At 56.6% G+C, this 23,301-nt stretch carries 21 protein-coding genes; all 21 read left to right on the forward strand.

Annotated features, from left to right (window positions below; genetic code table 11):
• Nucleotides 1-7 precede the first annotated feature (7 nt).
• The 21 genes from RDU24_RS02590 to RDU24_RS02690 all read left to right on the forward strand — a co-directional run bounded on the left by RDU24_RS02590 (nt 8) and on the right by RDU24_RS02690 (nt 23,248).
• A complete protein-coding gene (locus RDU24_RS02590) occupies nt 8-733 on the forward strand; it encodes a GNAT family N-acetyltransferase (protein WP_308734171.1) in 726 nt (241 codons plus the stop codon).
• A gap of 2 nt (nt 734-735) precedes the next feature.
• On the forward strand, nt 736-1,752 hold the full coding sequence (locus RDU24_RS02595; RefSeq protein ID WP_308734172.1) for an N-acetylneuraminate synthase family protein: 1,017 nt from the start codon (nt 736-738) through the stop codon (nt 1,750-1,752).
• Nucleotides 1,752-3,572, forward strand: a complete 1,821-nt coding sequence (gene asnB, locus RDU24_RS02600; protein ID WP_308734173.1) for an asparagine synthase (glutamine-hydrolyzing) — start codon at nt 1,752-1,754, stop codon at nt 3,570-3,572. Before RDU24_RS02595 ends, asnB begins: the two co-directional genes overlap by 1 nt.
• A gap of 156 nt (nt 3,573-3,728) precedes the next feature.
• A complete protein-coding gene (locus RDU24_RS02605) occupies nt 3,729-4,787 on the forward strand; it encodes a class I SAM-dependent methyltransferase (RefSeq protein ID WP_308734174.1) in 1,059 nt (352 codons plus the stop codon).
• A gap of 6 nt (nt 4,788-4,793) precedes the next feature.
• Nucleotides 4,794-5,993: an N-acetyl sugar amidotransferase gene (locus tag RDU24_RS02610; protein WP_308734175.1), complete on the forward strand. Its 1,200-nt coding sequence runs from the start codon at nt 4,794-4,796 to the stop codon at nt 5,991-5,993.
• 146 nt (nt 5,994-6,139) lie between these two features.
• Entirely contained in the window at nt 6,140-6,847 is a 708-nt protein-coding gene (locus RDU24_RS02615) for a class I SAM-dependent methyltransferase (protein ID WP_308734176.1), read from the forward strand.
• Nucleotides 6,844-7,230 (forward strand): hypothetical protein, encoded by a 387-nt coding sequence (locus RDU24_RS02620; protein ID WP_308734177.1) that lies wholly within the window; start codon nt 6,844-6,846, stop codon nt 7,228-7,230. Before RDU24_RS02615 ends, RDU24_RS02620 begins: the two co-directional genes overlap by 4 nt.
• 75 nt (nt 7,231-7,305) lie before the next feature.
• The gene (locus RDU24_RS02625) at nt 7,306-8,280 is read left to right on the forward strand and encodes a radical SAM protein (protein WP_308734178.1); all 975 of its coding nucleotides are present in this window, start codon (nt 7,306-7,308) and stop codon (nt 8,278-8,280) included.
• A gap of 110 nt (nt 8,281-8,390) precedes the next feature.
• The gene (locus tag RDU24_RS02630; RefSeq protein ID WP_308734179.1) at nt 8,391-9,272 is read left to right on the forward strand and encodes a class I SAM-dependent methyltransferase; all 882 of its coding nucleotides are present in this window, start codon (nt 8,391-8,393) and stop codon (nt 9,270-9,272) included.
• A 32-nt stretch (nt 9,273-9,304) separates the two neighbouring features.
• Nucleotides 9,305-10,666 (forward strand): DUF4910 domain-containing protein, encoded by a 1,362-nt coding sequence (locus tag RDU24_RS02635; RefSeq protein WP_308734180.1) that lies wholly within the window; start codon nt 9,305-9,307, stop codon nt 10,664-10,666.
• Nucleotides 10,667-10,785: 119 nt separating this feature from the next.
• The gene (locus RDU24_RS02640; RefSeq protein WP_308734181.1) at nt 10,786-12,810 is read left to right on the forward strand and encodes a B12-binding domain-containing radical SAM protein; all 2,025 of its coding nucleotides are present in this window, start codon (nt 10,786-10,788) and stop codon (nt 12,808-12,810) included.
• Nucleotides 12,810-13,931 (forward strand): radical SAM protein, encoded by a 1,122-nt coding sequence (locus RDU24_RS02645; RefSeq protein ID WP_308734182.1) that lies wholly within the window; start codon nt 12,810-12,812, stop codon nt 13,929-13,931. The genes RDU24_RS02640 and RDU24_RS02645 overlap by 1 nt, the downstream gene beginning before the upstream one ends.
• Before the next feature lie 17 nt (nt 13,932-13,948).
• A complete protein-coding gene (locus tag RDU24_RS02650; protein WP_308734183.1) occupies nt 13,949-14,653 on the forward strand; it encodes a class I SAM-dependent methyltransferase in 705 nt (234 codons plus the stop codon).
• Between the two features lie 143 nt (nt 14,654-14,796).
• Nucleotides 14,797-15,813 carry a class I SAM-dependent methyltransferase gene (locus RDU24_RS02655; RefSeq protein WP_308734184.1) on the forward strand — a complete coding sequence of 339 codons (1,017 nt, stop codon included), beginning with the start codon at nt 14,797-14,799 and terminating at the stop codon, nt 15,811-15,813.
• 125 nt (nt 15,814-15,938) lie between these two features.
• The gene (locus RDU24_RS02660; protein WP_308734185.1) at nt 15,939-16,883 is read left to right on the forward strand and encodes a glycosyltransferase family 2 protein; all 945 of its coding nucleotides are present in this window, start codon (nt 15,939-15,941) and stop codon (nt 16,881-16,883) included.
• Between the two features lie 8 nt (nt 16,884-16,891).
• Nucleotides 16,892-17,575 carry an HAD family hydrolase gene (locus RDU24_RS02665; RefSeq protein ID WP_308734186.1) on the forward strand — a complete coding sequence of 228 codons (684 nt, stop codon included), beginning with the start codon at nt 16,892-16,894 and terminating at the stop codon, nt 17,573-17,575.
• Nucleotides 17,572-19,443 carry a hypothetical protein gene (locus RDU24_RS02670; protein WP_308734187.1) on the forward strand — a complete coding sequence of 624 codons (1,872 nt, stop codon included), beginning with the start codon at nt 17,572-17,574 and terminating at the stop codon, nt 19,441-19,443. Before RDU24_RS02665 ends, RDU24_RS02670 begins: the two co-directional genes overlap by 4 nt.
• Complete coding sequence (locus RDU24_RS02675; RefSeq protein ID WP_308734188.1) at nt 19,440-19,820, forward strand: hypothetical protein; 381 nt, start codon at nt 19,440-19,442, stop codon at nt 19,818-19,820. Before RDU24_RS02670 ends, RDU24_RS02675 begins: the two co-directional genes overlap by 4 nt.
• On the forward strand, nt 19,817-21,520 hold the full coding sequence (locus RDU24_RS02680) for an aldolase catalytic domain-containing protein (RefSeq protein WP_308734189.1): 1,704 nt from the start codon (nt 19,817-19,819) through the stop codon (nt 21,518-21,520). Before RDU24_RS02675 ends, RDU24_RS02680 begins: the two co-directional genes overlap by 4 nt.
• Nucleotides 21,521-21,555: 35 nt before the next feature.
• Entirely contained in the window at nt 21,556-22,476 is a 921-nt protein-coding gene (locus RDU24_RS02685; protein ID WP_308734190.1) for a dihydrodipicolinate synthase family protein, read from the forward strand.
• Nucleotides 22,477-22,549: 73 nt separating this feature from the next.
• Nucleotides 22,550-23,248, forward strand: coding sequence for an acylneuraminate cytidylyltransferase family protein (locus tag RDU24_RS02690; RefSeq protein ID WP_308734191.1), 699 nt, complete (start codon nt 22,550-22,552; stop codon nt 23,246-23,248).
• The last annotated feature ends 53 nt before the right edge of the window (nt 23,249-23,301 follow it).

Below are 23,301 nucleotides of genomic sequence, written 5' to 3' on the forward strand. Positions count from 1 at the left end.
GCCTCGCTTGGACTTCTTTGCGCCAGACAACTTCCTCTCCGCGGTGATGGACCGCGCTGCCTTCTGGCTGGCAACGACGCCGTCCGAGGATCAGCGGCCCGCCTTTCTGGCGGCGTGCGCCGCGCGTCTGCGCGATCCACGCTTTTTCGGCACGGCCAAGGCTCCGGCCCAGGACCAGGCACGCCTTTCGCTGTTGCTGGATGCGGGATTTCGGCCTGTGGACGTCAGTTTGTCCCTGGCACGGGTGGTGCGGACAGCCGGGGAGATTCCGCCGCAAGCTTGGCCCGGGCTTGTGCGCCTTGCACGGCCAGAAGATGAAGCCGACGTGCGGCGTATCTCAGCCACAAGCCTGACGACCAGCCGTTTTCACCAAGATCCGGCCATCGGCCTGGATGTGGCGGCCCGGATCAAGGCCGAGTGGGCAGGCAACTACTTTTGCGGAAAGCGCGGCCAGACCATGGCGGTGGCCGAGAAGGACGGCCGCGTGGCAGGTTTTCTGCTCTTTCTTTACTCCGGCCAGTCGCTGATCATCGACCTTTTGGCCGTGGACGCGCCCTTCCGTCGCCAGGGAGCTGCGGCGGCCATCATCGCCTTTGCCGAGGCCAATCTGCCCGGGTTCACCACCCTGGCCGTGGGCACCCAGGCGGCCAACACGGGCAGCGTGCGCTTCTACGAGTCCCTGGGCCTGCGTTACACGGGGTCCAGCTACGTGCTGCACGCCCACGGGGGGTAGCTATGCGAATCGGTAAGCACGACACCGCCAAGCGGGTCTTCATCATCGCCGAGGTGGGCAACAACCACGAGGGCGACTTCGGCCGCGCTCGGGAGATGATCGCGGCGGCGGCGCAGGCCGGGGCCGATGCTGTGAAGTTCCAGACCATCACTCCGGAGCGGCTGGTGTCCGCCCTGCAGACCGAGCGCATTGCCCAGCTGTCGCGCTTCAAGTTCAGCCAGGAGCAGTTCGCCGAACTGGCCGGGCTTGCCCAGGACAACGGCCTGCTGTTCATGTCCACGCCTTTTGACCTCGAAGCGGTGCGCTTATTGGCTCCGCTGGTACCGGCCTTCAAAATCGCCTCGCCGGACAACACGTTCTTCCCGCTCATCGAGGCGGTGGCCTCCACGGGCAAACCCGTGCTGTTCTCCGCCGGGCTGTGCGACAGAACCGAGCTGGCCGCCAGCGTGGCCTTCCTTAAGTCCGCCTGGGGCGCGGGAGAGGCCTCCGACGTCTCGGACCGTCTAGCCCTGCTACATTGCGTCTCGGCCTATCCCACGCCGGACGACCAGGCCGGGCTTGCGGCCATTCCCAGGCTCTCCGGGTACGGCGCCACGCCGGGCTATTCCGACCACACCCTGGGCGTGGACGCGGCCGTGCTCTCCGTGGCCCTGGGCGCGCGCATTGTGGAAAAGCACTTCACCCTGGACAAGACCCGCGAGGGCTTCCGCGACCACCAACTCTCTGCAGACCCTGCGGACATGGCCGCCATGGTCCGGCGCATCCGCCAGGCCGAGGCCATGTTGGGCACGCCCCAGGTGTGCTGCGCCCCCTGCGAGGAAGCCGGACGAGTGGCCTACCGCCGGTCCATCGTGGCCGCTGTGGACCTGCCCCCTGGCACCGTGCTCGGGCCGGAGCACCTGGACTGGGTTCGCCCCGGCGGTGGCCTGCCTCCCGGACACGAGCGCGCGCTGATTGGACAGACCTTGCGCGCGGCCAAAAAGCGCGGCGAGCAAATCTTGGTGGAGGATGTAACCTGATGTGTGGCATAGCAGGATATTTCGGCTCAAACCCGCCGGATGAGAACCGCATCCGGACCACGCTTGAACGCATGAGGAGGCGCGGGCCGGACAGTTGCGGGCACACTCTCATCGGGGCTGGAGACCAGCAGGCCCTACTCCTGCACTCACGCCTATCAATCATCGACCTGAGCGACCGCGCCAACCAGCCCCTCACCTTGAACGGCTGCACTCTCGTCTTCAACGGCGAAATATACAACTACGTCGAACTAAGGCAAGAGTTGGAGCGAGATGGCGTCTGCTTCACAACCTCCTCCGACACCGAGGTTCTGCTGCAGGCGTACCTGCGCTGGGGCATTGACTGCCTGGATCGTTTTGAAGGCATGTGGAGCTTCGCCATCTTCGACGGACGCACAAGAACCCTGATATTGAGCCGCGACCGCTTCGCGGAAAAGCCCATGTACGTCCTCAGCGCTCCCGGCGAAATCTACTTCGGATCTGAGGTGAAATTCCTGCAGAGCCTTTCGGCAAAGCGCCTGACGCCAAACATCTCGAAACTAATTCGCTTCATGGTCAGCGGGTACAAGACCATCTACAAGTGTGACGCCTCCTTTTTTGCGGAAGTACACGAACTTCCCTACGCCTCGACGATGACCGTCCAGGCCGACCGTGAGCCTGTTCTGCGCCGCTACTGGCGCCCCACATACCACCCGCGGGCCATGACCCTGCAAGAAGCCATTGAGGGAACACGCGAGCGGCTCATCGAAAGTGTCCGACTGCGCCTGCGCGCCGATGTGCCGCTGGCCTGTTGCCTGAGCGGCGGGGTGGATTCCAGCGCCATCGCTTCAATTGCGGCCAAGATTTTTCAGTATGATGTTGAGACGTTCTCCATCATTGACACCGACGAACGCTACGACGAGTCAGACAACATTCGGGCCACCGTCGAGGATTTGGGGCTACGAAACACCTCCCTGGTGCTGACCCCGGAGCGAGGAATCGAACCGCTCCGGCAAATCGTTTCATACCACGACGCACCGCTCTACACCATAAGCTACTATGTCCACTCAATACTGATGCGCGAGGTGGCCAATCGCGGGTATCGCGTCGTGTTCTCCGGCACCGGTGCTGATGAATTGTTTGCAGGATATTACGACCACTTCCTGCTGCACTTGAACGAAATGCGCGGAATGGAAGGCCACCAACGTGCCGTGGCGGACTGGGTGACACACATCCAGCCCCTCATACGTAATCCGTTTCTTAGAGATCCCGATTACTATGCGAACAACCCTTTGCGCCGCGAACACATGCTGCTCAATAGCGACACGTTCGAGTCTTGCTTTCGAACAGACGTGCGCGCTGAGTTCTCGGAGGAAAACTACTGCGCATCAAATATGCGCAACAGGATGCTCAACGAACTGTTTCACGAAGGCTCCCGCCCCACCCTGCATGAGGACGACCTGAACGCCATGTACTATTCAATTGAGAACAGGAGCCCCTACCTCGACTCCAACCTTTTTGACTTCGCCTACTCCTTGCCAAGCGAACTGCTGATCCAGAAGGGCTACGGCAAATACATACTCCGAGAGGCCGTCTCAGGCATTTTGAACGACAAGGTGCGCCTGGACCGGCAAAAGAAGGGCTTTAACGCATCCGTCGAGTCCATCTTCAATTTCACATCAGGCGATGATCGTGAGTATATTTTGAGCGATGGGCCGATCTATGATTTCATGCATAGAGATAAGATAAAAGGCCTGATAGACAGTGAAACATTCCCAAACAGTCTAAGTAAATTTCTGTTCTCATTCATCAACTGCAAACTGTTTATGGATGAACACTCATAAGCCACCGCAATATCCGAGTTACGGTGGCCTGCCGGATATCTTGGAGAGTTTCCCGGACAAAACGAAACTGCAGCACGCAGAACGCGCATACAGCACAACCAGAACAAACAACATACGACTGAACATTTGATTGCAAGCAAAAAGAGGAGCGCATCAATGCATAAATCAATATACCTTAATGACCTCAGTGAGTTATCCGTGACTATGAACGCCGTCCCGAACACGCCGTTCACCGCTTTTGCGAAAATGCTGTGCCTTACCACCATGAATATGCGCTACGAGCGCATCGCTTTCGACAGGGGCCTCTCGACCCACCCCTACGTCCTCACGGGCGAGGTCGTGCGCGATACGTTGCGGCAGTTCAGGATGCTCATGGAAATCGCCTTCATAGAGGGTCCGAACAAAACGCTCGAGTCTTTCAAGGACTCGACCTTGGCGAATTTGCACAAGGAACTCTGGCAACAGATCTGGCCACGCCATGACAGCGCGGAATATGACGAGTTCGTGCAACTCAAGGCCCACCGCCTGAAGGTCAACGCCTTGACCGACCTCATTCAAGGTAAACGCTGTGTGGAGTTCGGGTGCGGCAATGGAGCCTTCACCCTCTCTATGCTCCAATGCGGGGCGGCCCATGCCACGGGCATGGATTTTGGCGCCAACTCCGTGGAATTCGCCCGCAGCCAGGCAGAACGGCTCGGCTTAGCTGGCCAGACAAACTTCTTCGTCAGTTCCGTCCTTGATACAGGTCTTGACACCGCGAGTTTTGACTTCGCCGTTTCCAACGGAGTTTTCCACCACCTACAGGCAGCGGACATGCCTCGTGCCCTGGCCGAGGCCGCACGGGTGCTGAAGCCCGGCGGCTGGTTCTGGTATTACATCGATGGCAAGGGCGCAATTAGCATGGACCTGTGGGACACGACTGTAGATATCATGAAAGAAGTAGATCTGAGTTTCATGGAAGGTGTCCTCAAAATGATGAACGTGAGCCGGAACAAGGCCGTGCACATCATGGACGGCTCAAACGCCATCTACATCCACTCCACCCTGGAGGAGACGATTGCGCAGTTGGACGCCTGCGGGTTTGAAAACTTCCGCAGGCTTACTGGAGGCACGGGGACGGACCTTGACGCCGACGTCGTGGAGGCAGATCCCTTTGGAGAGGCGAAATTCGGATGCGGAGATCTGCGCATTCTGTGCCAGCGCAAGGGAGGCTAAGCCAGCATGCTACAATATTGCGTCAAGTGCGTTGCCCCGACGAGTCGGCCAAACCTTACCCTGGATGCGGCAGGAGTCTGTACCGCATGCCGAAACGCCGAGGCCAAGGTTGTAATCGACTGGGTCGCCCGCAGGGCGAGACTCGAGGAGATATTCGACAGGCATCGCCGCTCGTCCGATCACGAGTACGACTGTATTGTCCCCGTCAGCGGCGGCAAGGACAGCATCTATCAGACTCATATCGCAAAGAACGTCTTCAACATGAACCCTCTCTGCGTCTCGTTCCGCCCGCTTTCTCGCACGCTGCGTGGAGAACAAAACCTGCAGGCGCTGCGCGACATGGGCGTGGATCACATCGATTTTGCCCCGAATCCTTTGGGAGTCAACAAAATTACCCGCCGCAGCTTTGAACGCTTTGGCGACTGCTCGCTCGTGGACCACTTGGCGATCTACAACATCCCCCCAAACGTTGCGCTCAAATTCCATATTCCTTTGGTCCTCTGGGGCGAAAACCCCTACATGGAGTACGGTGGCGATGCCGCAAGCTCCGAAATGACGCAGTTGGGCCGGAAATATTCAAGAGACCACCACATCATCAAGGGCATGGATACTCAGAAGTGGGTGGACGAGACTCTCCCCCTGCGCGAAATCAACTCCATGATCTACCCGGACGATGCCGCGATGCAGGCCCTGGGGTATGAACCGATCTTCCTGGGTTACTACCTCCCCTGGGATGCCCGGGAGAACCTCAAAGTCGCGCAGAGCCATGGCTTCCTGCCCAGAGAGGAAGGCCCTTTGATGGGGCTCTACAACTACGCCGACCTTGATTGCATGAACATCATCATCCATCACTACTTCAAGTGGCTTAAATTCGGTTTCAACCGCGTGACCGACCACGCCAGCAACGAAATCCGAAAGGGGCGCATGACTCGTGAGCACGCGATTGAGCTCATCCGCACCTTCGAAGGCGTGAAGCCGCCCCGGGAGTATATACTGGCGTTCTGCGACCAGATCGGAATCTCGGAAGCCCGCTTCTGGGATATTGCGGAGCAGTTCCGCAATCACGACATCTGGAAGATTAACGACCAGGGTGAGTGGTACATTGAAGGTTGGATCGCCGGGGACAAGCTTCCTGACCGCTTCGAGCACTGCCCGATCAGTGACGAAGAACACAACTACCTCTCCTTCAGGCGAGGCCGCAAATGATCTGCCCGGTGTGCAGCTGTGGCGAAACGCTCCGGCGGTTCGCCGTGACCCGAGAGGCACCGGACAAGTATGCCTCTTTTGGGCCCGCCTCAACCGCAAGCAATTACAAACCTGCGGAATATGCTGAGTGCGCTGGCTGTGGCTCCATGTATTGGCTGGAGCAAGGCGATTATGAACGTATCTACGATGGACTGGCATACAAGGCCGAGACGGGCGACGCAGACTCGTTCATCCGCCAGCGTTTCCAGACCATCATCTCACTACCCCCTGCCAAATCCGACAACGCCCAGAGAGTGGCGAGGGTCCGGGAGTATGCCTCCACACGGTTGGATTTTTCGCATCCGCGCCAAGTGTTGGACATCGGCGCAGGAATGGGCGTTTTCCTTCACCAATTTTTGGACAGCCGATGGCAAGGCACAGCCATTGAACCCGATCCCAGCGCTTGCGAGCACATGCGCTCCGTATTGCCCACGGCTCGGATCATACAGCGCTACATTGACCAAGTGGATCTGCCAGAGCATTTCGACCTGATTACAATGAACCGCACGTTGGAACATGTGCCCAACCCCATCGCCTTTCTGCGACATGCCGCCAAGCTGCTTAAACCAACGGGCATTGCCTACGTGGAGTTGCCGGATGTGCGGGCCTTCTATTTGAACGGCCCCCACGACCAGGACTTCGCCTACGGGCATTATGTGGTGTACACGCCCTCTGCCCTGGTGCACATTGGTCGCGAAGCGGATCTCGACCTGCACCGACTCCAAAGGGTCATCGAGCCCAGCGGAAAGCACACCATCTACGGATTCTTCTTGAAATCCCCACCCAGACCAGAGCAAGGCGGCGTCAAAGCATGAACGTAATGCACATCGAACCAGCACGCACTGTTGAGCTGACCACCACGAGTGGTGATGCCCTCACGCTGCGGCACTGTGCAAACATCCATCTCAACGCCGATGAATTCATCACCTTTACCACGCCCTCTGGAACCGAGTACGATGTCACGCGTAAGGCCTGGGGTTATTACGCCACACCGTCACTCAACGGGCGTCTGCCGCGCCATGGCCTGCGCGGTGCGCTGGTAGAAAACAGCAGGCAGCAGCATTTCATACATTTAGTCGAGATCGGCAACGAGGAGGAACACCGGCGCTATCTCGAATCCGACGGGCAAAGGATCGTCGTTTGGCTCGATGAGACCGAGAAGCTGACCGCATTGCTGCCAGACCGAACGGAAAGTTAGACAGTGGTTCATCCCCCCGCCCTGGGGCAGGGGCTTGCACACGATAATATCAATAACAACCAGTTGGAGAATAGAATGCACCGCCTTGTAGTCAACGACCCTCATGACCTCGGACTGGCTTTGCACGGGGAGCCCTACAGGAAGTACCGTGAGCTTCTAAACAACGCTTTTCAGAAGAAATGTCATGGGGAATTCCCCATACACATTGACTTCGACACTGTGGACGCGTGCAACCTCGACTGCCCTGTATGCGCAGACCGAGGTCGCAAGAGGAATGGACGCAAGCTAAACGTGGCCGGTGCTTGCGCCATTATCGACGAAGGCGCAGGAAAGGGCCTTTACGCGATGAACATCGGCGCCATCGGCGAACCGTTCATGCACAAGGAAGCATTGTTTGCCATGTGCGAGCACGCCAAGAGCCGCGGCGTCCTTGACATCTTCGTGCACACGAACTTCCTGTTGCCGAACCACGAGGATATCAAACGTCTCGTTGAATCCGGCTGCACGGTCTTGTGCCTTTCAGTGGACGCCGCAAGCCCTGAGGTCTATAAAAAGACACGTGGCGGGGACTTCAACAAGCTCATGGACAATGTGAAGTTCCTGCAGGCTTACAAGCGGGAGCACGGGCTGATCGCACCGGTCATCAGAGTCGCAGCTGTGCCCTGCAGCCTCAACCACGATGAGCTGAGCACCAGCTTCTTCTCGTTCTGGGAAGGCTACGCCGATGTCATCGAGATTCAGAACTACTACGAAACGCTGTATCAACCTCCGGGACTCAACGTATCGACCAAGCGCATCGTTGCAGATTGCAACACGGCATTCTGGAGACTGCTTTTCTGGCCGAACTCCGCAGCCGCATGCTGCTGCCCTCTGGGCACTGAGCCGGATCTCGTGCTCACGCGGGAGGAACTTGGAAGCTTCAGTGTCGCCGAACTGTGGCAGGGTGAAAAGATTCAGAACATCCGCCAGCATGTGCGAAACTGCAACTGGAGCGCCCTGCCAAGCTGTAATGCATGCCTCTCTACGATTTACGAATGGGAAAGCAAGTAAGCTGCAGCAACTGCGCGGCACCCCTAGAAGTGTCCGACAACACGGGGCGATGGCCTCACAACGGCATAAATATGACCCAGGAACTCCACTAGGACGATAGGGAGGAGATCATGGCCGACGATAGTAAGGTAAAATCGTTTTATGATTCCGTGGCAGAAGATTACCATCTCCAGTACCAGCGCGAGAGAATGCACGACATCACAGCAAAGTACCCGAACAATTACATTCGGCTACAGATACTGATCAACGCATTCCTAGCCAAGGGGACCCGCAGAATCATAGATGTTGGCGTTGGAGAGGGGACTCCTCTCTCGCTGCTTTCGCGCATGGGCATCGAGGCTTGGGGCTTCGACATTTCACCGAACATGGTCACTAAGGCCCGCGCAAATATGAAACAACATGGGCTCGACCCGGAGCGGGTGTTCGTAGGCGACATCGAAGACCCCTGCACCTATGCTCACGCCTGCAAAGGGCAGAGCTTCGACGGACTCACGGCCATGGGTGTCATGCCTCACGTCCAAAATGAGGAGCGGGTCATCGCCAACATGCGCAACATGCTCACACCGGGCGGAAGTGTCTTCATCGAGTTCCGCAACGAGTTGTTCTCTCTCTTCACGTTCAATCGGCACACGAAAGACTTCCTCATGAACAAGCTGCTGCGCGGCGTGAGTGACGACCTCAAAGCTTCTCTGGAACAAGAACTTGACGCCAGGCTGCGGCTGGACATGCCCCCACAGCCCGAAACCCCGGACAGTTACGCCGCCATCCCCGCCCGTTTTCACAACCCATTTGAGGTGCAGGAGATGTTCCACCGCCAGGGCTTCAAGGACATCCGGCTGCTTTGGTACCACTACCATCCAACGCTGCCATGGCTTGAAGCAGGGGACAAGGCGGCCTTCAGACGCGAGGCCTTGCGCCTGGAGCACGACGCACTGAACTGGAGAGGCATGTTCCTCTGTTCCGCCTTTTTGGTGGAGGCGGTTAAAGCCTAACATGCGGCCAGTACGGTTGTTGCGGGGATAACATGCGTAGCGATGCATTAAAGCAACTGCTTTTGGCGACTCCAGGACCTACCCCGGAGAGGCTCGCTGCAGACTTTGACCGGTTGTGGCCCATCATGCGCAGCATCACTGGGGAAGGGGTCCGGCGCACCCACGCCATTCTCAATGACATCGCGCCTCTCACCAGCCTAGAAGTGCCCACGGGCACGCAATGCTACGATTGGGCAGTGCCTGAGGAATGGGTGTTCCGCAGCGCCCGGCTGTATGCCCCGGATGGAAGGCTAATTCTGGATGCGGTGCAGAACAACCTCCATGTCCTGAACTATTCCGCCGGATTCAGCGGATCGGTTTCGCTGGAGGAACTTCAGGAGCACCTGCACAGCCTCCCCGACATACCCGACGCAATTCCGTATCTGACCACCTACTACACTCGCCAGTGGGGCCTATGCATGAGCCACCGGCAACGGGAGCAGCTAACGCAGGGCCGCTACCGCGTAGAGATAGACGCCGAACACGTAGCGGGGTCCATGACACTGTCTCACTGCGTCCTGCCGGGAGACAGCCCGGAAGAAATTCTCTTCTCGACTTACACATGCCACCCGTCCATGGCGAACAATGAACTCTCCGGGCCGCTGGTGGCGGCCCATTTGCTCAGGCGGCTGGCGAGCCTGCCCAGCAGGCGCTATACTTATCGATTCCTGTTCCTGCCCGAAACCATCGGCAGCATTGCATACCTGGCCGCGCACGGAGAATACCTGAAAACGGCGGTGAAGGCTGGCTACGTACTTACCTGCATCGGCGACGCAGGACCTGCCACTTACAAGCGCAGCCGTCAGGCGGACACCTTGGCGGATCGCGCTGCGGAGTATGTGCTCCAATGGTTTTCGCCCGGTGGCCTTGTTCTGGATTACTGGCCCGGAGGAAGCGACGAGCGGCAATATTGCTCGCCTGGCTTCAACCTGCCAGTGGGTGTGCTGGCCCGCACCATCTACGCCGCCTATCCGCAGTACCACACATCGCAGGACAATAGGGACTTCGTCTCCTTCCCCGCCATGTGCGACTCTATTGACCTGTGCTTCGCCGTCGCGCTGCTCCTGGAGCGCAACCACGTGTTCAGACGGACAAACCCGTACTGCGAGCCATTTCTCGCAAAACATAATCTCCATGCCCCCCTCGGCGGCCAGCGTCTGCCGGGAGCCTGGAAAAAGGCCCGGCAATGGATTTTGAACCTGAGTGACGGAACCTGTGACCTGCTGCACATGGCCCAGCGCTCGGGCCTGGACTATTGGCTCTTGACAGAGGTCGCTTCTGAACTCGAAAAAGCCGGTCTGATTATACGCAGCGCCAGCCCCAAAGGACTGCGCCCTGCTGAGGGAGCGATCTAGCTCCTTGTTCTGGCGCTCAGGCAGTGCATGGAGCCTGAAGATAGCGTTAAATGTGTTGTCCGGAAATCCGTCCCTCCTCGCGAATGATGGTTCCGCGATAGTTTTATGGGAGGCAATCAGTGCGAATTTATTTTGCAGACCTGACATACGATACAGTGAAGGCTAACTTCACCGTGCCCCTGAACGTGGGCTACCTGGCGGCGAAGCTGGACCAGGAACTCGGCGATGCCGTCGACATTCGTCTCTTCAAGTACCCTACGGAGTTGGAGGCCGCACTTAAGCAAAGCCCCCCAGACCTCCTCGGCCTGTCCAATTACTCCTGGAACCACCGTTTGAACTTCGTGTTTCTGGAGCTGTTCAAGCGGCTTAACCCTGCTGGCGTCAGCATCATGGGCGGGCCGCATATCCGCCGCGACCCAGCCGGAATGGAAGCGTTTTTGCGCGCACACCGGCAGCTTGACTACTATATCCCTGGAGAGGGCGAGTTGCCCACTCTCCGACTGGTTCAGGCGTTGCTGCGCGGCGAACCGTCTCCGGCCCCCCTCGGTTGCGCGACAATCTGTGGCGGGGCCTACCGCCACGACCCTGAGTCCTTCTCCGCTGGGCCGAGAAGTCTCGATCTCCCCAGCCCCTACCTGACCGGCTGGTTGGACGACTTCCTGAAAGATCCGAACATGATTCCGCTGTTCGAGAGTAACCGAGGATGCCCGTTCCGCTGCTCCTTCTGCACCTGGGGAAACAGGGCAAATGCCCGGGTCAAGGTGCGCGACATGGACACGGTATGCGCAGAGATCGAGTACATCGCAAGCCACTCCGTGGGCCAAGTGAGCTGGAGCGTTTGCGATGCAAACTTCGGGATACTGCCGCGAGACATTGAGATCGCCAAGGTACTGCGCAAGACGATCAACAAGTTCGGCTATCCCTGCTACTTGGACCTCTGCCACTCCAAGAACACGACAAAACGGAACATCGAAATTGCCGAGATCCTTGGCCCGGCCAACACCCCAATGATCGGCATCCAGTCAGCAGATTCCGACGTGCTGGGCAAAATGGGACGCAAGAATATACAGTTCGGAGGAATCCGGGAACAAATCCAGCATTACCACCAATGCGGCCTCAAGGTATCAACCGATCTGCTCATCGGAATGCCGGCAGAAACCAAAGCAAGCCATTTCTCCACCCTGGAGACCAGCTTTGACATGGGCTTCGACTATATCTGCGCCATCAACATCCGCCTCTTGCCAGGATCACGGCTGGAGACTGAGGAATCACGCATAGAAAACCGCATCCAGACAAAATACCGTCCCATCTTCGGCGCATACGGCGTTTATGATGGCCGTCTCTGCCTTGAATACGAGGAGGGGGTCCGGGCCACCTACGCCATGACTGAGGCGGAACTCAATTCCTTCAAGGTGCACCACCTGCTCATCTACTTGGTGTGGAGTTCTGGAATGTTCCGCGCCCAGCTGCGGCTTGGCATCAAGTATGGGATCAACCCCATGACGATCATCGGGCTACTCGCCCAGACCGACCATCCGGAACTGCGCCAGATCTTCGACCAGTTGCTGCGGGAGTCCATGGAAGAATGGTTCCCCGACGAGAAATCATTCCTTGACCACTACAGTGTGAAAGATAACTTCGACACGCTCAAGAGATTCATGCGGTTAAATTCAAAGTACATCGCCTGCTTGATTAGCAGTTCCTCTGCACTTGCGGCGCTACGCACGGAGTTCCTCGGCATACTCGTTAGGGAGTTGCAGGCCGTGGGCTACGGCGCTGACCAATGCGCTTCGGAATTTGTGTCCGAGGTCTTTAAGTTTACAGAAGCCCTCTGGTGTAACGATCTGCTTTCACCAACACATGAGGAGCAACGGACCGTTTCAGGCACCGCCGCTGCGTTGGTCCTTGACAAATCGGATCTGGCGGATCAGCATCGCGTAACCGTCCGCATCTTCCGATCGGAAGAGACCGTGCAGTTCTGCCACTTCCACCTTGCCCCGCAGGGCGTGCCCGACCTTAGCATTTACAACCTTGCCCGCTTTCAGGAGATGGGAGGAATCGGCCGGATGCTATACGACACAGAGATTCTGCCGCCGACGCCGCTGGTGGTCGAGTCAAACAACGGGACACAAACGGAGCGATAATGGAATTCACCAACAGGAAGTGGCAGAACCACCTCAAGGCGAAGGGCCTCGTAGCTTTTCTGCTTGACCGAGTCAGCGCCCACGCGAGGTCGTCCCAGTGGCAGCACAAAAACGGAAGCTTCCACTTCCCGATAGCTGATCGGGAAGTGGACGACGCCCTGAGTCGGGCATACTTTGAACTTAACGAAAATTTCCCCACGGAAGTGTATGTCGAGGTCACCAGCCGGTGCAACCTTGACTGCCTGATGTGTGCCCGTTCGCGGCTCTCCCGGGCAACAGGCGATATGGATATGGCCCTGTTCAAGAAAATCATGGATGAAATCGCACTTGAATACAGAGAGGCTTACGTACACTTCTACGGGATCGGCGATCCCCTTATGGACGAGACCATCTTTGAGAAGCTTGCTTACGCAAAGCAAGTTGGTCTCAACAACACAATCATCTTCACCAATGGCCAGAATCTGTTAAAAAACGACAACTACAAAAAGCTAGTCCTATCAAACGTGCCGATCCTCGGTGTGGACGTGGACGGATTCACGCGCGAGTCGTATGAGAAAATCCGCAGAGGCGGTAGCTTTGAGCTTTTGCTCAAAAGCATACTCACTTTGAAGCAACATCTTGACGAGAGCCCTACCTATAAGCGGCTTGAGCTTGCCTACCAAGTCTATCCCGGCATTAACGACGCAGCAGGAGAAATGCAGGACTTTGCCTCGTGGTGCGAGAAATATACTTTGGAGTACAAGTTTGTTACGCTGCACACCTGGGGAGACCTGCGAGCCGATGTGCCGATGTCTTCCGTTGCGGGGATGGCCGAGCCAAACGACCGGAGTGTGCAAAGAACTGGCCCGTGCTGCTCCCTTTGGAGCCCGATGATACTGAACGACGGACGTGTATCGCCCTGCTTTCTGGACGCCAACGGTAACGGCGCGCTGGGGGATATGAACAAATCAAGTCTGAAGAGCATCTGGCAGGGGGCGCATAGGGCGCTGCGCGCCAAACAGGTTCAAGGAGTATTCAGTGGAACGTGCCAGGACTGCGCCTCAGGATCCTGCGTGGATTTGCCGCCGTTTCGCTCAAGCAACTATCCGCCTGTGCTGCGCGACAACCCCGAACAACCTTAAGCCTCATTGGTGCTAATATGATACATGAGCAAGTACACAAGCTAGAGCAGTGGAGCGGCAACAACCTTGGCTTTGACCCCGTCCGACACCTGAATGAATCGACGCGATTGCTGCAAGACATTGGGACCGCAGTTGCAGATGTTCCGTTTTTCATCAAAAAGAAGTTCGCGTCCGTAGAAGAACTCGGGACATACAGGCTTGTGCTCTATTGCATGGTTCGCCTCTTCAAGCCAGCAGTCTTTATCGAAACCGGCGTTCTTCACGGACTGACGTCCATGTTCATTCTTCAGGCCTTGTCCGAAAACCAACACGGGAAGCTCATCTCGATCGACCTTCCATCCTACTTTGAAACTGGCCCGTCGAACCAGGACGGATTCACGGATACACTCCCGCCAGGTCTGGAACCCGGTTGGATAATACCCGAAAGAATGCGTACCATCTGGGACCTACGCCTTGGGTCCTCCCGAGAGCAACTGCCCGGTGTTGTACAAGAATGTGCTGGGAAATCAACAATATTCCTTCACGACAGCGATCACACTTCAGAGAACATGCTCTGGGAGTTCGAGTGCACCTGGACTGGCTTGGATGCCCTCCAAATGATCGTGTCGGACAACGTCAACGTCAACACCGCGTTTTTTGATTTTGCATACAAAGTAGACCGTATTGCACTGGCGTTTCCGGACACTGATGGAACATTGCGCTTTGGAATCATTCCAAGATAACAATAAAAAGAGACGACAATGTATTCTGGAATCATCTTGAACACAAGACTGGAATAGCTGATTCTCTCTCACAACACTGTTGAGACAGCCATATCATCATCGGAAAGCTCACTTTGTGTTGACGCAAACACTGGAGAACAGTTTTGCAAGAGCAAAACCATCACAATATAAGCGACCATGATACGGCTGTTGCTTTTTATCAAGATCGGTACGCTCAGGGCTATATGGATGCCTGGCCTACCGAGAAGAAGGACAGAGTATTTGAAATTGTACGAGAGCTTGATCTGCCAGCGACAGGCGAGGCTCTGGACTTCGGGTGTGGCAATGGGATATTTACTGACATTATTCGTCAGGCATTGCCCACTGGATGGAAAGTATACGGCACAGACATAAGTAATGTCGCAATCAGCAACGCAAAGCTTCGCTACCCAGAATGCACATTTTTCGCGTCAGACGACATAAAGTCAACGAACAAGAAATTCGACTACCTCTTCACGCACCACACACTGGAACATGTATACAACATTGACGCAGCCATAAATGATATCTGCAATTTGATGAACGTGTCGTCTTCCATGTTGCACATTCTTCCATGTGGCAACAAAGGAAGTCTTGAGCATGCTATTTGTTCCCTTCGAGTCTTAGGCATCGACAATGGTTCTGGTGGTCGTTTCTTTTTTGAAGACAAGGGCCACTTACGCAGGCTGACAACAGATGCTCTTCGCAACAAACTCTCAATTCATGGGTTTCATTTAAGCAAACAATACTACAGCAACCAACATTACGGCTCAATCAGTTGGATTGTCCATAGCTTAAAGACAATCCTAGACATTACAGACTACCACATGGCGGTCAGCAAGCTTGCGCTTCTCAAACTTATATTCTTGCGCGTTAGGCTTATATCATACTGGTTCTCAAACACCGTTGTTGCTTCAGTTGAATCCACAACATACAATCGATGTATCAATCTAAGATGTTCAGCTTCATTCCTTGTCAAATCATTGCTCTATGTTTTCGCAAAACCGATTTCAAAATACCTGCTAAATCGAATTCAAAAAGAATGGAATACAAGGAAAACAGACAATCGCGGCAGCGAAATGTACCTTTATTTCAAAAGACCGAACAGCTATTCTTCGAACAATGAACATCGCAACGATTGATTTGGACTCATGTGATTCTTAACGTTTTCCTGTCCCATTCTGTGTGAGGTCGAAGGGAGTTGAGCTTGTTCTCTTAGCACTTTCGTGCTCTCCCTCAAACTAAATATGTCAAGCTGGACAAGTTCATGACCGACACCGTATCCATCATTATCGCCACCCATAATCGAGCGGACTTACTTCCTCATACGCTTGAGACCGTGCTTGGGCAGACTTACACGGACATCGAAGTAATCGTTTCCGATGATGGATCGACAGACAACACACGTGAGATCGTCGCGGCCCTCACAGACCCTCGCCTGCGCTATATCCGCAACGACTGGAGCGGGCTGCCTGCGATCACCCGTAACAGGGGCATACGCCACGCCACAGGCAGTCACCTCGCCTTCGTGGACTCCGACGACCTTTGGCTTCCGGATAAGCTCGAGCGCCAAATCGCCTTCATGCGTTCCCAACAACGACCATGGTGCTTCACTCACTGCGACTATTTCTACACTGCAGGGGAGGTCGTTGTACGCCCGATACCAGAGGCTCTTGCCACTGGCGGCTACAGTCCAGATACTCTTCTGTGCGGCAACTTCATCTCATCACCCACAGTGCTTATGAGACGAGAACTGGTGGAGCAGGCTGGGCTTTTCAATGAAAGCCCAAAAGTGCGCTTTGCCGAGGACTGGGAATACTGGCTTCGCCTATCGGCAATCATGCCCGGTGGCTTTATTCCAGAACCACTGGCACGTTACCGTTTGCACCAAGACGCAGCCACCCACGAACCGGACCCTTATGCCAGCGCCCTGCGCTGTCTAGCGACCATCCAGATGGCTGTGCAGGCCAACCCGGCAGTCTACGCGCAGAACTACCAGCGAGCGGTGAACACAGTGCTGCCGTGCATGGTCAAGCGCCTGCTCGTACTTAACCGTCTAAGCCAAGCCCGCGACATCTGCCGCCTAGCAGCAATCAACCCGCTGGAAGCGCCGATGCTTTTCACCCTGGGCGTCATGTCCGGCCTGCCGAGTACGGCTGTTCGCACTGTACTAAGTCTGAACCGCAAGGCCAAAGCCCTCTTGGGCTGCTAAATCGAGTCATGATTGTCCCCACCACTGTAGCCGACCACGCAGGTCATCAGGCGCTCGTCTTCGACTTTGATGGTGTGTTGGTGGATTCCACCCACATCAAGGCCGAGGCCTTTGCTGAGGTGTACCGGCCCCTGGGGCTCGACACTGCCAGCCTGGCTCAGCAGCACTTTCTGGCCCACCTCGGGGTATCGCGCCGCAACAAGTTCAAGTACTGCCAGACTTCGCTCACGGGGGGCCCCAGCGATCCGACCGAGATAGATCGACTCTGTCTCCAATTTTCCAAGCTGGTTGTGGCTCGGGTCCTGGCCGCACGAGAGATCCCTGGAGCCACCGACCTTCTTCTTCGTTGGCATAAGCGTTTGCCGCTCTACGTAAACTCGGCCACACCGGACGAAGAGCTGGCCGAGATCCTCCACGGGCGGAATCTGTCGCAATATTTCCATGCCGCTTATGGATCAAGCCGTAGCAAGACGGAAAACCTAGCCCATATTCTGTCCGAAAAGATGTATGATCCCGAGCGGGTGATCTTCTTCGGCGACGCCATCTCCGATTGGATAGCGGCCAAGTGCTGCGGGGTAAGCTTTGTTGGCATCACGGCCGCCCCGTCCTCTCCCTTACTTGAGGCCGGTGGACAATTCCCCGTTTGCCGCGACCTGCGCGAAGCTGCCGCCCTGCTAGAGGAACGAGCATGATCATCCTAACAACCGATACTGCCCCGCAGATCATCCGGCAGAAAATGCGCGAGCACAAGTTCACGGCCTGGGCATATATTGGCTCCAACCACGCAACCCTGCTTGGACTTGAAAATATTTTGTCAGACCTAGCCGAAGGCTTGCCGGTCCACGAGCGGGCACAGACGTATGAATGGCTCCTCAGATCGGAGTATGTACAATGGCTGGACGCACTCTACGAACCAGGGCTGGACAGTCTCCCCACGCGCATCTCTATGGTGGCGGACAAAAACACCTCCAACTCCAACCTGTTCCACTCGCTTCTGCTCATGTATACGTTCATCCAAATGATGAAGGAGAGCAGCCATTCCGTCCTGGTCTGTTGCGATGACGTGTTTCAGGGCCGCTCCTTGGCAAAGACGTTGCGAGGCCTAGGCTATAGGGACGTGCGTTGCGAGCAGGCCCTGCGCCGTACGATGTTGTCCTGGTGCCGCTCCGCAGCCATTGCCTTGCGAGATATCTGCACTGAATTCATTCGGCTTCTACGCCTATGCAGGGAATGCCGTAGTCTACCCACTCCGCAGCGCCCAGGCCCTTGCCTGCTAGTGCTGACAGCCCTGGACAGGGACAGCTTCGGAACCGATGGCGTCTTAAGCGACCGCACCTTCCCTGGCCTTTTCGACTGGGCACGAAACAATGGCCATCAGCCCTTACTGTTCCCACAAATTCTGGCCAACAGGAAAGATTATTCCGCCTCTCTGGCCTGGCTGATCCGACACATACCCGACACCTTTATCCCCTGGCGGCATTTGAGAATCCCGGACCTGTGCAAGGCCCTGGCAGTGTTCCTGGCCCAGGGGGTCATGCCGTTGCCGCCCCGAACCTTCCAGGGCATAGAGACTCGCCCCATGACACGCTTCCTTCGCCTGAACCAACTGCGCCATGTGTACAAACTCATGATCGCAGCCTACCCGGCAGCCCTCCGTAACCTTGCCCGGACCACCAAACTGAAGCGCGCAATCATCCGATACGAGAATTCGCCCCTCTGCAAGGCTGTGACCTTCGGGATTCGCAAGGCTTGGCCTCAAGCTGTGGTGCTCGGTTATCAGCACTCCGCCATCGCCCCGTTCATGCTGAAGTACACATGCTCCAGGCAGGAGTACTCTCCTCTGTTCCAGCCCGACATAATCCTGTCTAACGGCCCTTGGTTCACAGAACGACTGCGCTCCGATGGATTCCCCCGGGATCGAATCCAGACCGGCCCAACGCTGCGCTCCCCATTTCTCTTTTCGAACTTCCAGTATGTCGGAAGCGGCCAACCCATCCCTCGAATTCTGGTGCCGATGCCTCTGGACCTGAACGCGGCCCGGGAACTTGCCGAAGTGTTGCGCAACACTTTTGCGCATCCAGGCTATGAGGTGCTTGTCAAGCTTCATCCATTCGCTGATCGGAACGAAGCTTCCCAGTGCATCGCCATTTGCGAAATGGGCTCGGGAATGCGTTTCGTGGAAGGAGAAATCTTTGACCAACTGCGCCTATGCGACGCTGTGACCGGGCTCGCCAGTGCCGTACTCATGGAGGCGGCCGCATTAGGCATTCCCACCTTCCCCATCCGACGGCGGGTGGGGGTGGATCTAAACACCCTGGCATGGTTCGCAGACGCCGCCCACTATTCCCTGCCATCTGGGAACGACCGAGAACTCCGGGAGCGTCTAGACCACTTCTTCACCCTGCCAGTTTCAGGAAGGATTTCCCAGGCCGCAAGACTGGCGGGTTTGGTGCGAAACTGCTACTCTCAGTCCGCCACCGGGTATGAAATGTTTCTAGAAATCCCGCCAGGACTCCCACGGGCAGGCAATGTTACAGCAACTTCCGAGGGGCAACGATGAGCATCTTTTATCCTCCACAAGCCATGGCGGCCCGCTTCTCTTCAGTCATTAACTCGCAGGAAGTTCTCAAAGTCACCGAGCATGCACCCAGCCAATCCCGGAAAGATGCATCCAAGAAGGTCATAGTGTCCCTGTCTGAGCTAAGCCTACGCCTTGGCGGAGAATCCTGTTATTACTTTCAGCCTCAAAGGGCCGTGCGCCAGTCCTCGCGCCCCAACCAATTTCGCAACTACCCATGGCTCACGGGATTCGCCCCGGTGGGCTACAATCCCTGCCTCCTCCGTCGCCTGTTCAGCCAGCATTTCTTCCATATGCGCCCGGGCCTCGTGGCCAAGATAGTGACGGGCACCGCCGACAGCAGCAAGGGCGCCGCATGAATCACAAACCGCTAGAAGTTCTGGACTGCACCCTCAGGGACGGGGGTTACATCAACAACTGGGACTTCCCTCCGTCCATGGCCAAAAACGTCTTCCGTCACCTGTCACGGGCTGGGGTCGACGTGGTCGAGGTGGGGCTACGCGACGCGAATCCGACCTCTCCCCTTTTGCGCCGATGCCCGGACGACCTGCTTGCCGAAATCAAGGGCCCCAGCAAAGGCGCCCGTCTGGCGGTTATGGTAGACTACGGAAAAGCAGACGAACAGGCCTTCGCCCCCTCCTCGGAGTCGCCGGTGGAGATGGTCCGGGTGGCCGTGCATAGGGACAAAATCAAAAGCTGCCTTAGCTTACTGCAAAAGATCAAGAACAAGGGATACCAGACCTCGATCCAGCTCATGGGATACCCCCAGTATTCCAAGAGTGAACGGCGCGACACACTGAACATCATCAAGGACTCCCCCCCGGACTATGTTTACATCGCAGACAGCAACGGCTCGCTGTTTCCAGATAACGTCCAAGAGCTTCTCTCTCCCTTAGTGGAGGTGGCACAATTTAAGGTCGGCTTCCATCCGCACAACAACCTCCAATTGGCCTTTGCCAACGCTCTGGAAGCCATCCGTTGCGGGGTACACATTTTAGACAGCACTCTCTACGGCATGGGGCGGGGAGCCGGCAATCTGCCCACGGAAACGCTGTTGGCCTATCTCCAGCATCTGATACCGCACCAATACAACGTCGTCCAAGCCCTGCTCTGCGTGGACTTGTACCTACTTCCCCTAAGCCGTGAATACATCTGGGGCTATCAGCTCCCCTACGTCATCTCCGGCTTCTGCCAATGTCACCCCAGTTATGCCAAGGCCATGGTGGAAACGCGTCGCTATACCATCGACGATGTCTGGAAGATTCTCAACCTGATCCACAAGCACAATCCCGTCGGCTTTGATCCTGAACTGCTGCGTTCGACGCTTGAAGCCGGTGTGCTTGGCCATGACGCGGTGAACCTGTCGTCCGGGTTTGACTTTGAGGAAGAAAGCGTGGCCGAGATCCCCAGCCCGCCGGAATACGCAGGGCGACATAGCGGTCGTCCCTTCCTGATCTTGGCCAACGGGCCAAGCCTGCGAAGCAGTCACAACCAGATCAAGGCCTTCATAAAGAAGTATAACCCCATTGTCATGGGCGCCAATTTCCTCGGCGGCATGTTCACGCCGCATTACCATGCGTTCACAAGCAAGAAGCGCTTCATTACATATGTGGACAGCGTGGCCCCGGAGTCCAGGCTGCTGCTTAGCCCCTACTTCGGCGAAGAGTTCATCCGCCAACACACAGAACGCGAGTGGGAGCCGATCTCCTACCTGACGGCTCCCCGAGAGACCCTCACCATCGAAGACGGGGTGATCTCTAACGACTGCTACTCCGTTTCCATGCTGCTCATCGCTGTAGCCGCTGTCATGGGCGCAGGCGAGGTATTCGTAGCCGGAATGGACGGCTATCTGCACAGCGATGCGGACGGGAGCTTCTATTTTTATGAGGAAAAGGACGACACCGCCTCCCCGGAATTCAACCTGACACGCCAGCGGTGGGGCACTCACACCCTGGCACTGTTGGACGCTCTCTTGGTGGGTATGGGGCTAAGCGGTGTGAACATCATAACCCCAACCGACTATGAGCGCTATTATCGGGGTATCAAAAGCCTCACATGATGTGGGCAAGCAACGAATCACACACAGGAGCCATCATGATTTTTCCAAGAATAGTTGTTCCCGTCATCACCCCGTTCGCCCCCGATGGCCGAGTCTACGAGACGGGTGTAGAAAATCTACTCCAGTTCCTGCGCCGACATGGCATCACGGGCCTTTGGGTGCTGGGCTCCTATGGCGCTTTCCCGTTGCTGGACCAGGACCAGCGTAAGCATGCGGCCACGGTTTTCCTGAGCACAGCCAAAAAACTTGGCATGACAACAGTTATCCAGGTGGGCGCGCCCTCTGTGGAGCACGCCACCGACCTTGCGCGTCACGCCGAAAATTCTGGAGCTGATGCCGTAGCCTCTGTGGTCCCCTTCTACTACTCTTCTTCCCACTACAACGAGGAAAATTTCCTCGACTATTTCGGCCAGCTATCTAAAGCGACAAAGTTGCCGCTTTTCTACTACAACAACCCCAAAACAACGGGCTACACACCCTCCATCGCCTTTCTGCAAAAGCTAGTCGACGTGGGTGTGCGCGGCATCAAGGACACCACCAGCGATTTTATCAGCATCACCGACAAACTGCGCGTGTTCGATGAATCGACGGCTCCAGGAACCTACCTAGGAGGCTCCTCCAGTGTGTACCTCCCCTGTCGACTCATGGGTGCGCCAGGCGTTGTCTGCGGCACCGCCGTGGCCCTGCCCGAATTCATCCTTGCCATGGACCAAGCCATTCAGGATGGCGACATGGTCCAGGCTCAAAAACTCCAACGGACGGTCCACCGGGTGAGGGAGATCCAGGGCCGCTACGTGGGTCGTTCCGCAGCGTGCTACGACATTCTGCACGCTAGAGGAGTTGATGTGGGGACGGTCAAGCCGCCTTGGCGACGCATGACTCGCGAGCAGGCCCGCGAAATAATGGCCGACCTTGCAGCCCTGCCTGGCGTTTTGCCTTTAGGACCCGAAGCGTAGCCAAGTATATGCCGCAACGCGCATCACGAGCTTCGCCCCGTGAAATGGCACCACAACAACGGCTGGAGAGCAGATGTACAAACGGTTCGCATGCATACCCGCGCGAGGCGGCTCTGTCAGGGTTCCCAGAAAAAATTTACTGGAGATCAACGGCAAGCCCCTGCTCGCCTACGCTGTCGATTCCGCCTTGGCCACCGGTTTGTTCGATGAAGTCTTCGTCAACTCCGACAGCGACGAGATTCTGCAGGTGGCAGAACGTTGCGGCGCCCAGGCCTACCGACGGCCTCTGCAACTGGGCAGGGGTGACGTATTTCTAGTCCACCTGCTCCATGAAATGATCAAAAATATGGAGTGGGGTGAGTCGGAGATGCTGGCTGTGCTACTCCCCACCTGTCCGCTGCGGCGTCCTCACCACATACGCGAGGCCGTGGAGCTCTTTGAGAAGCACGGCGGCTCGCACAGCGTTGCCTCTGTTTGCGAATATGAAACGCCCATTCACCTTGCCCAATTTGTGGACCACGAAGGACGCCTGAGCCCATATTTCCCTGACGACTACCTTCGCTCGACACGAAGCACCGACCACCCAGCGGCTTTCCGTTTCAACGAGGCGGTGGTGATCAACAGCGCCCAAGGCTTTCTCGGTCAAAACACCCTCATTGGGAGCCGGCCTCTGCCCTACATTATGGATCCGGCCCACTCCATCGCCATCGACTACGACTATCAGGTCAACATGGTGAGCAGCATGCTGCAGTTCGAAGATACCGACAGGTGACACAGCACAGGCTACCCACCGACAACCGCGGCGACACGACCGCGCATGTGAAT

It is taken from the genome of Humidesulfovibrio sp. (assembly GCF_031082295.1).
Classification (GTDB): Bacteria; Desulfobacterota; Desulfovibrionia; order Desulfovibrionales; family Desulfovibrionaceae; genus Humidesulfovibrio.

Coding starts and splice junctions, on each gene's coding strand:
- RDU24_RS02595 (WP_308734172.1), top strand. CDS start 736: ATGCGAATCGGTAAGCACGACACCGCCAAGCGGGTCTTCATCATCGCC.
- asnB (WP_308734173.1), top strand. CDS start 1,752: ATGTGTGGCATAGCAGGATATTTCGGCTCAAACCCGCCGGATGAGAAC.
- RDU24_RS02605 (WP_308734174.1), top strand. CDS start 3,729: ATGCATAAATCAATATACCTTAATGACCTCAGTGAGTTATCCGTGACT.
- RDU24_RS02610 (WP_308734175.1), top strand. CDS start 4,794: ATGCTACAATATTGCGTCAAGTGCGTTGCCCCGACGAGTCGGCCAAAC.
- RDU24_RS02615 (WP_308734176.1), top strand. CDS start 6,140: ATGTATTGGCTGGAGCAAGGCGATTATGAACGTATCTACGATGGACTG.
- RDU24_RS02620 (WP_308734177.1), top strand. CDS start 6,844: ATGAACGTAATGCACATCGAACCAGCACGCACTGTTGAGCTGACCACC.
- RDU24_RS02625 (WP_308734178.1), top strand. CDS start 7,306: ATGCACCGCCTTGTAGTCAACGACCCTCATGACCTCGGACTGGCTTTG.
- RDU24_RS02630 (WP_308734179.1), top strand. CDS start 8,391: ATGGCCGACGATAGTAAGGTAAAATCGTTTTATGATTCCGTGGCAGAA.
- RDU24_RS02635 (WP_308734180.1), top strand. CDS start 9,305: ATGCGTAGCGATGCATTAAAGCAACTGCTTTTGGCGACTCCAGGACCT.
- RDU24_RS02645 (WP_308734182.1), top strand. CDS start 12,810: ATGGAATTCACCAACAGGAAGTGGCAGAACCACCTCAAGGCGAAGGGC.
- RDU24_RS02650 (WP_308734183.1), top strand. CDS start 13,949: ATGATACATGAGCAAGTACACAAGCTAGAGCAGTGGAGCGGCAACAAC.
- RDU24_RS02660 (WP_308734185.1), top strand. CDS start 15,939: ATGACCGACACCGTATCCATCATTATCGCCACCCATAATCGAGCGGAC.
- RDU24_RS02665 (WP_308734186.1), top strand. CDS start 16,892: ATGATTGTCCCCACCACTGTAGCCGACCACGCAGGTCATCAGGCGCTC.
- RDU24_RS02670 (WP_308734187.1), top strand. CDS start 17,572: ATGATCATCCTAACAACCGATACTGCCCCGCAGATCATCCGGCAGAAA.
- RDU24_RS02675 (WP_308734188.1), top strand. CDS start 19,440: ATGAGCATCTTTTATCCTCCACAAGCCATGGCGGCCCGCTTCTCTTCA.
- RDU24_RS02680 (WP_308734189.1), top strand. CDS start 19,817: ATGAATCACAAACCGCTAGAAGTTCTGGACTGCACCCTCAGGGACGGG.
- RDU24_RS02685 (WP_308734190.1), top strand. CDS start 21,556: ATGATTTTTCCAAGAATAGTTGTTCCCGTCATCACCCCGTTCGCCCCC.
- RDU24_RS02690 (WP_308734191.1), top strand. CDS start 22,550: ATGTACAAACGGTTCGCATGCATACCCGCGCGAGGCGGCTCTGTCAGG.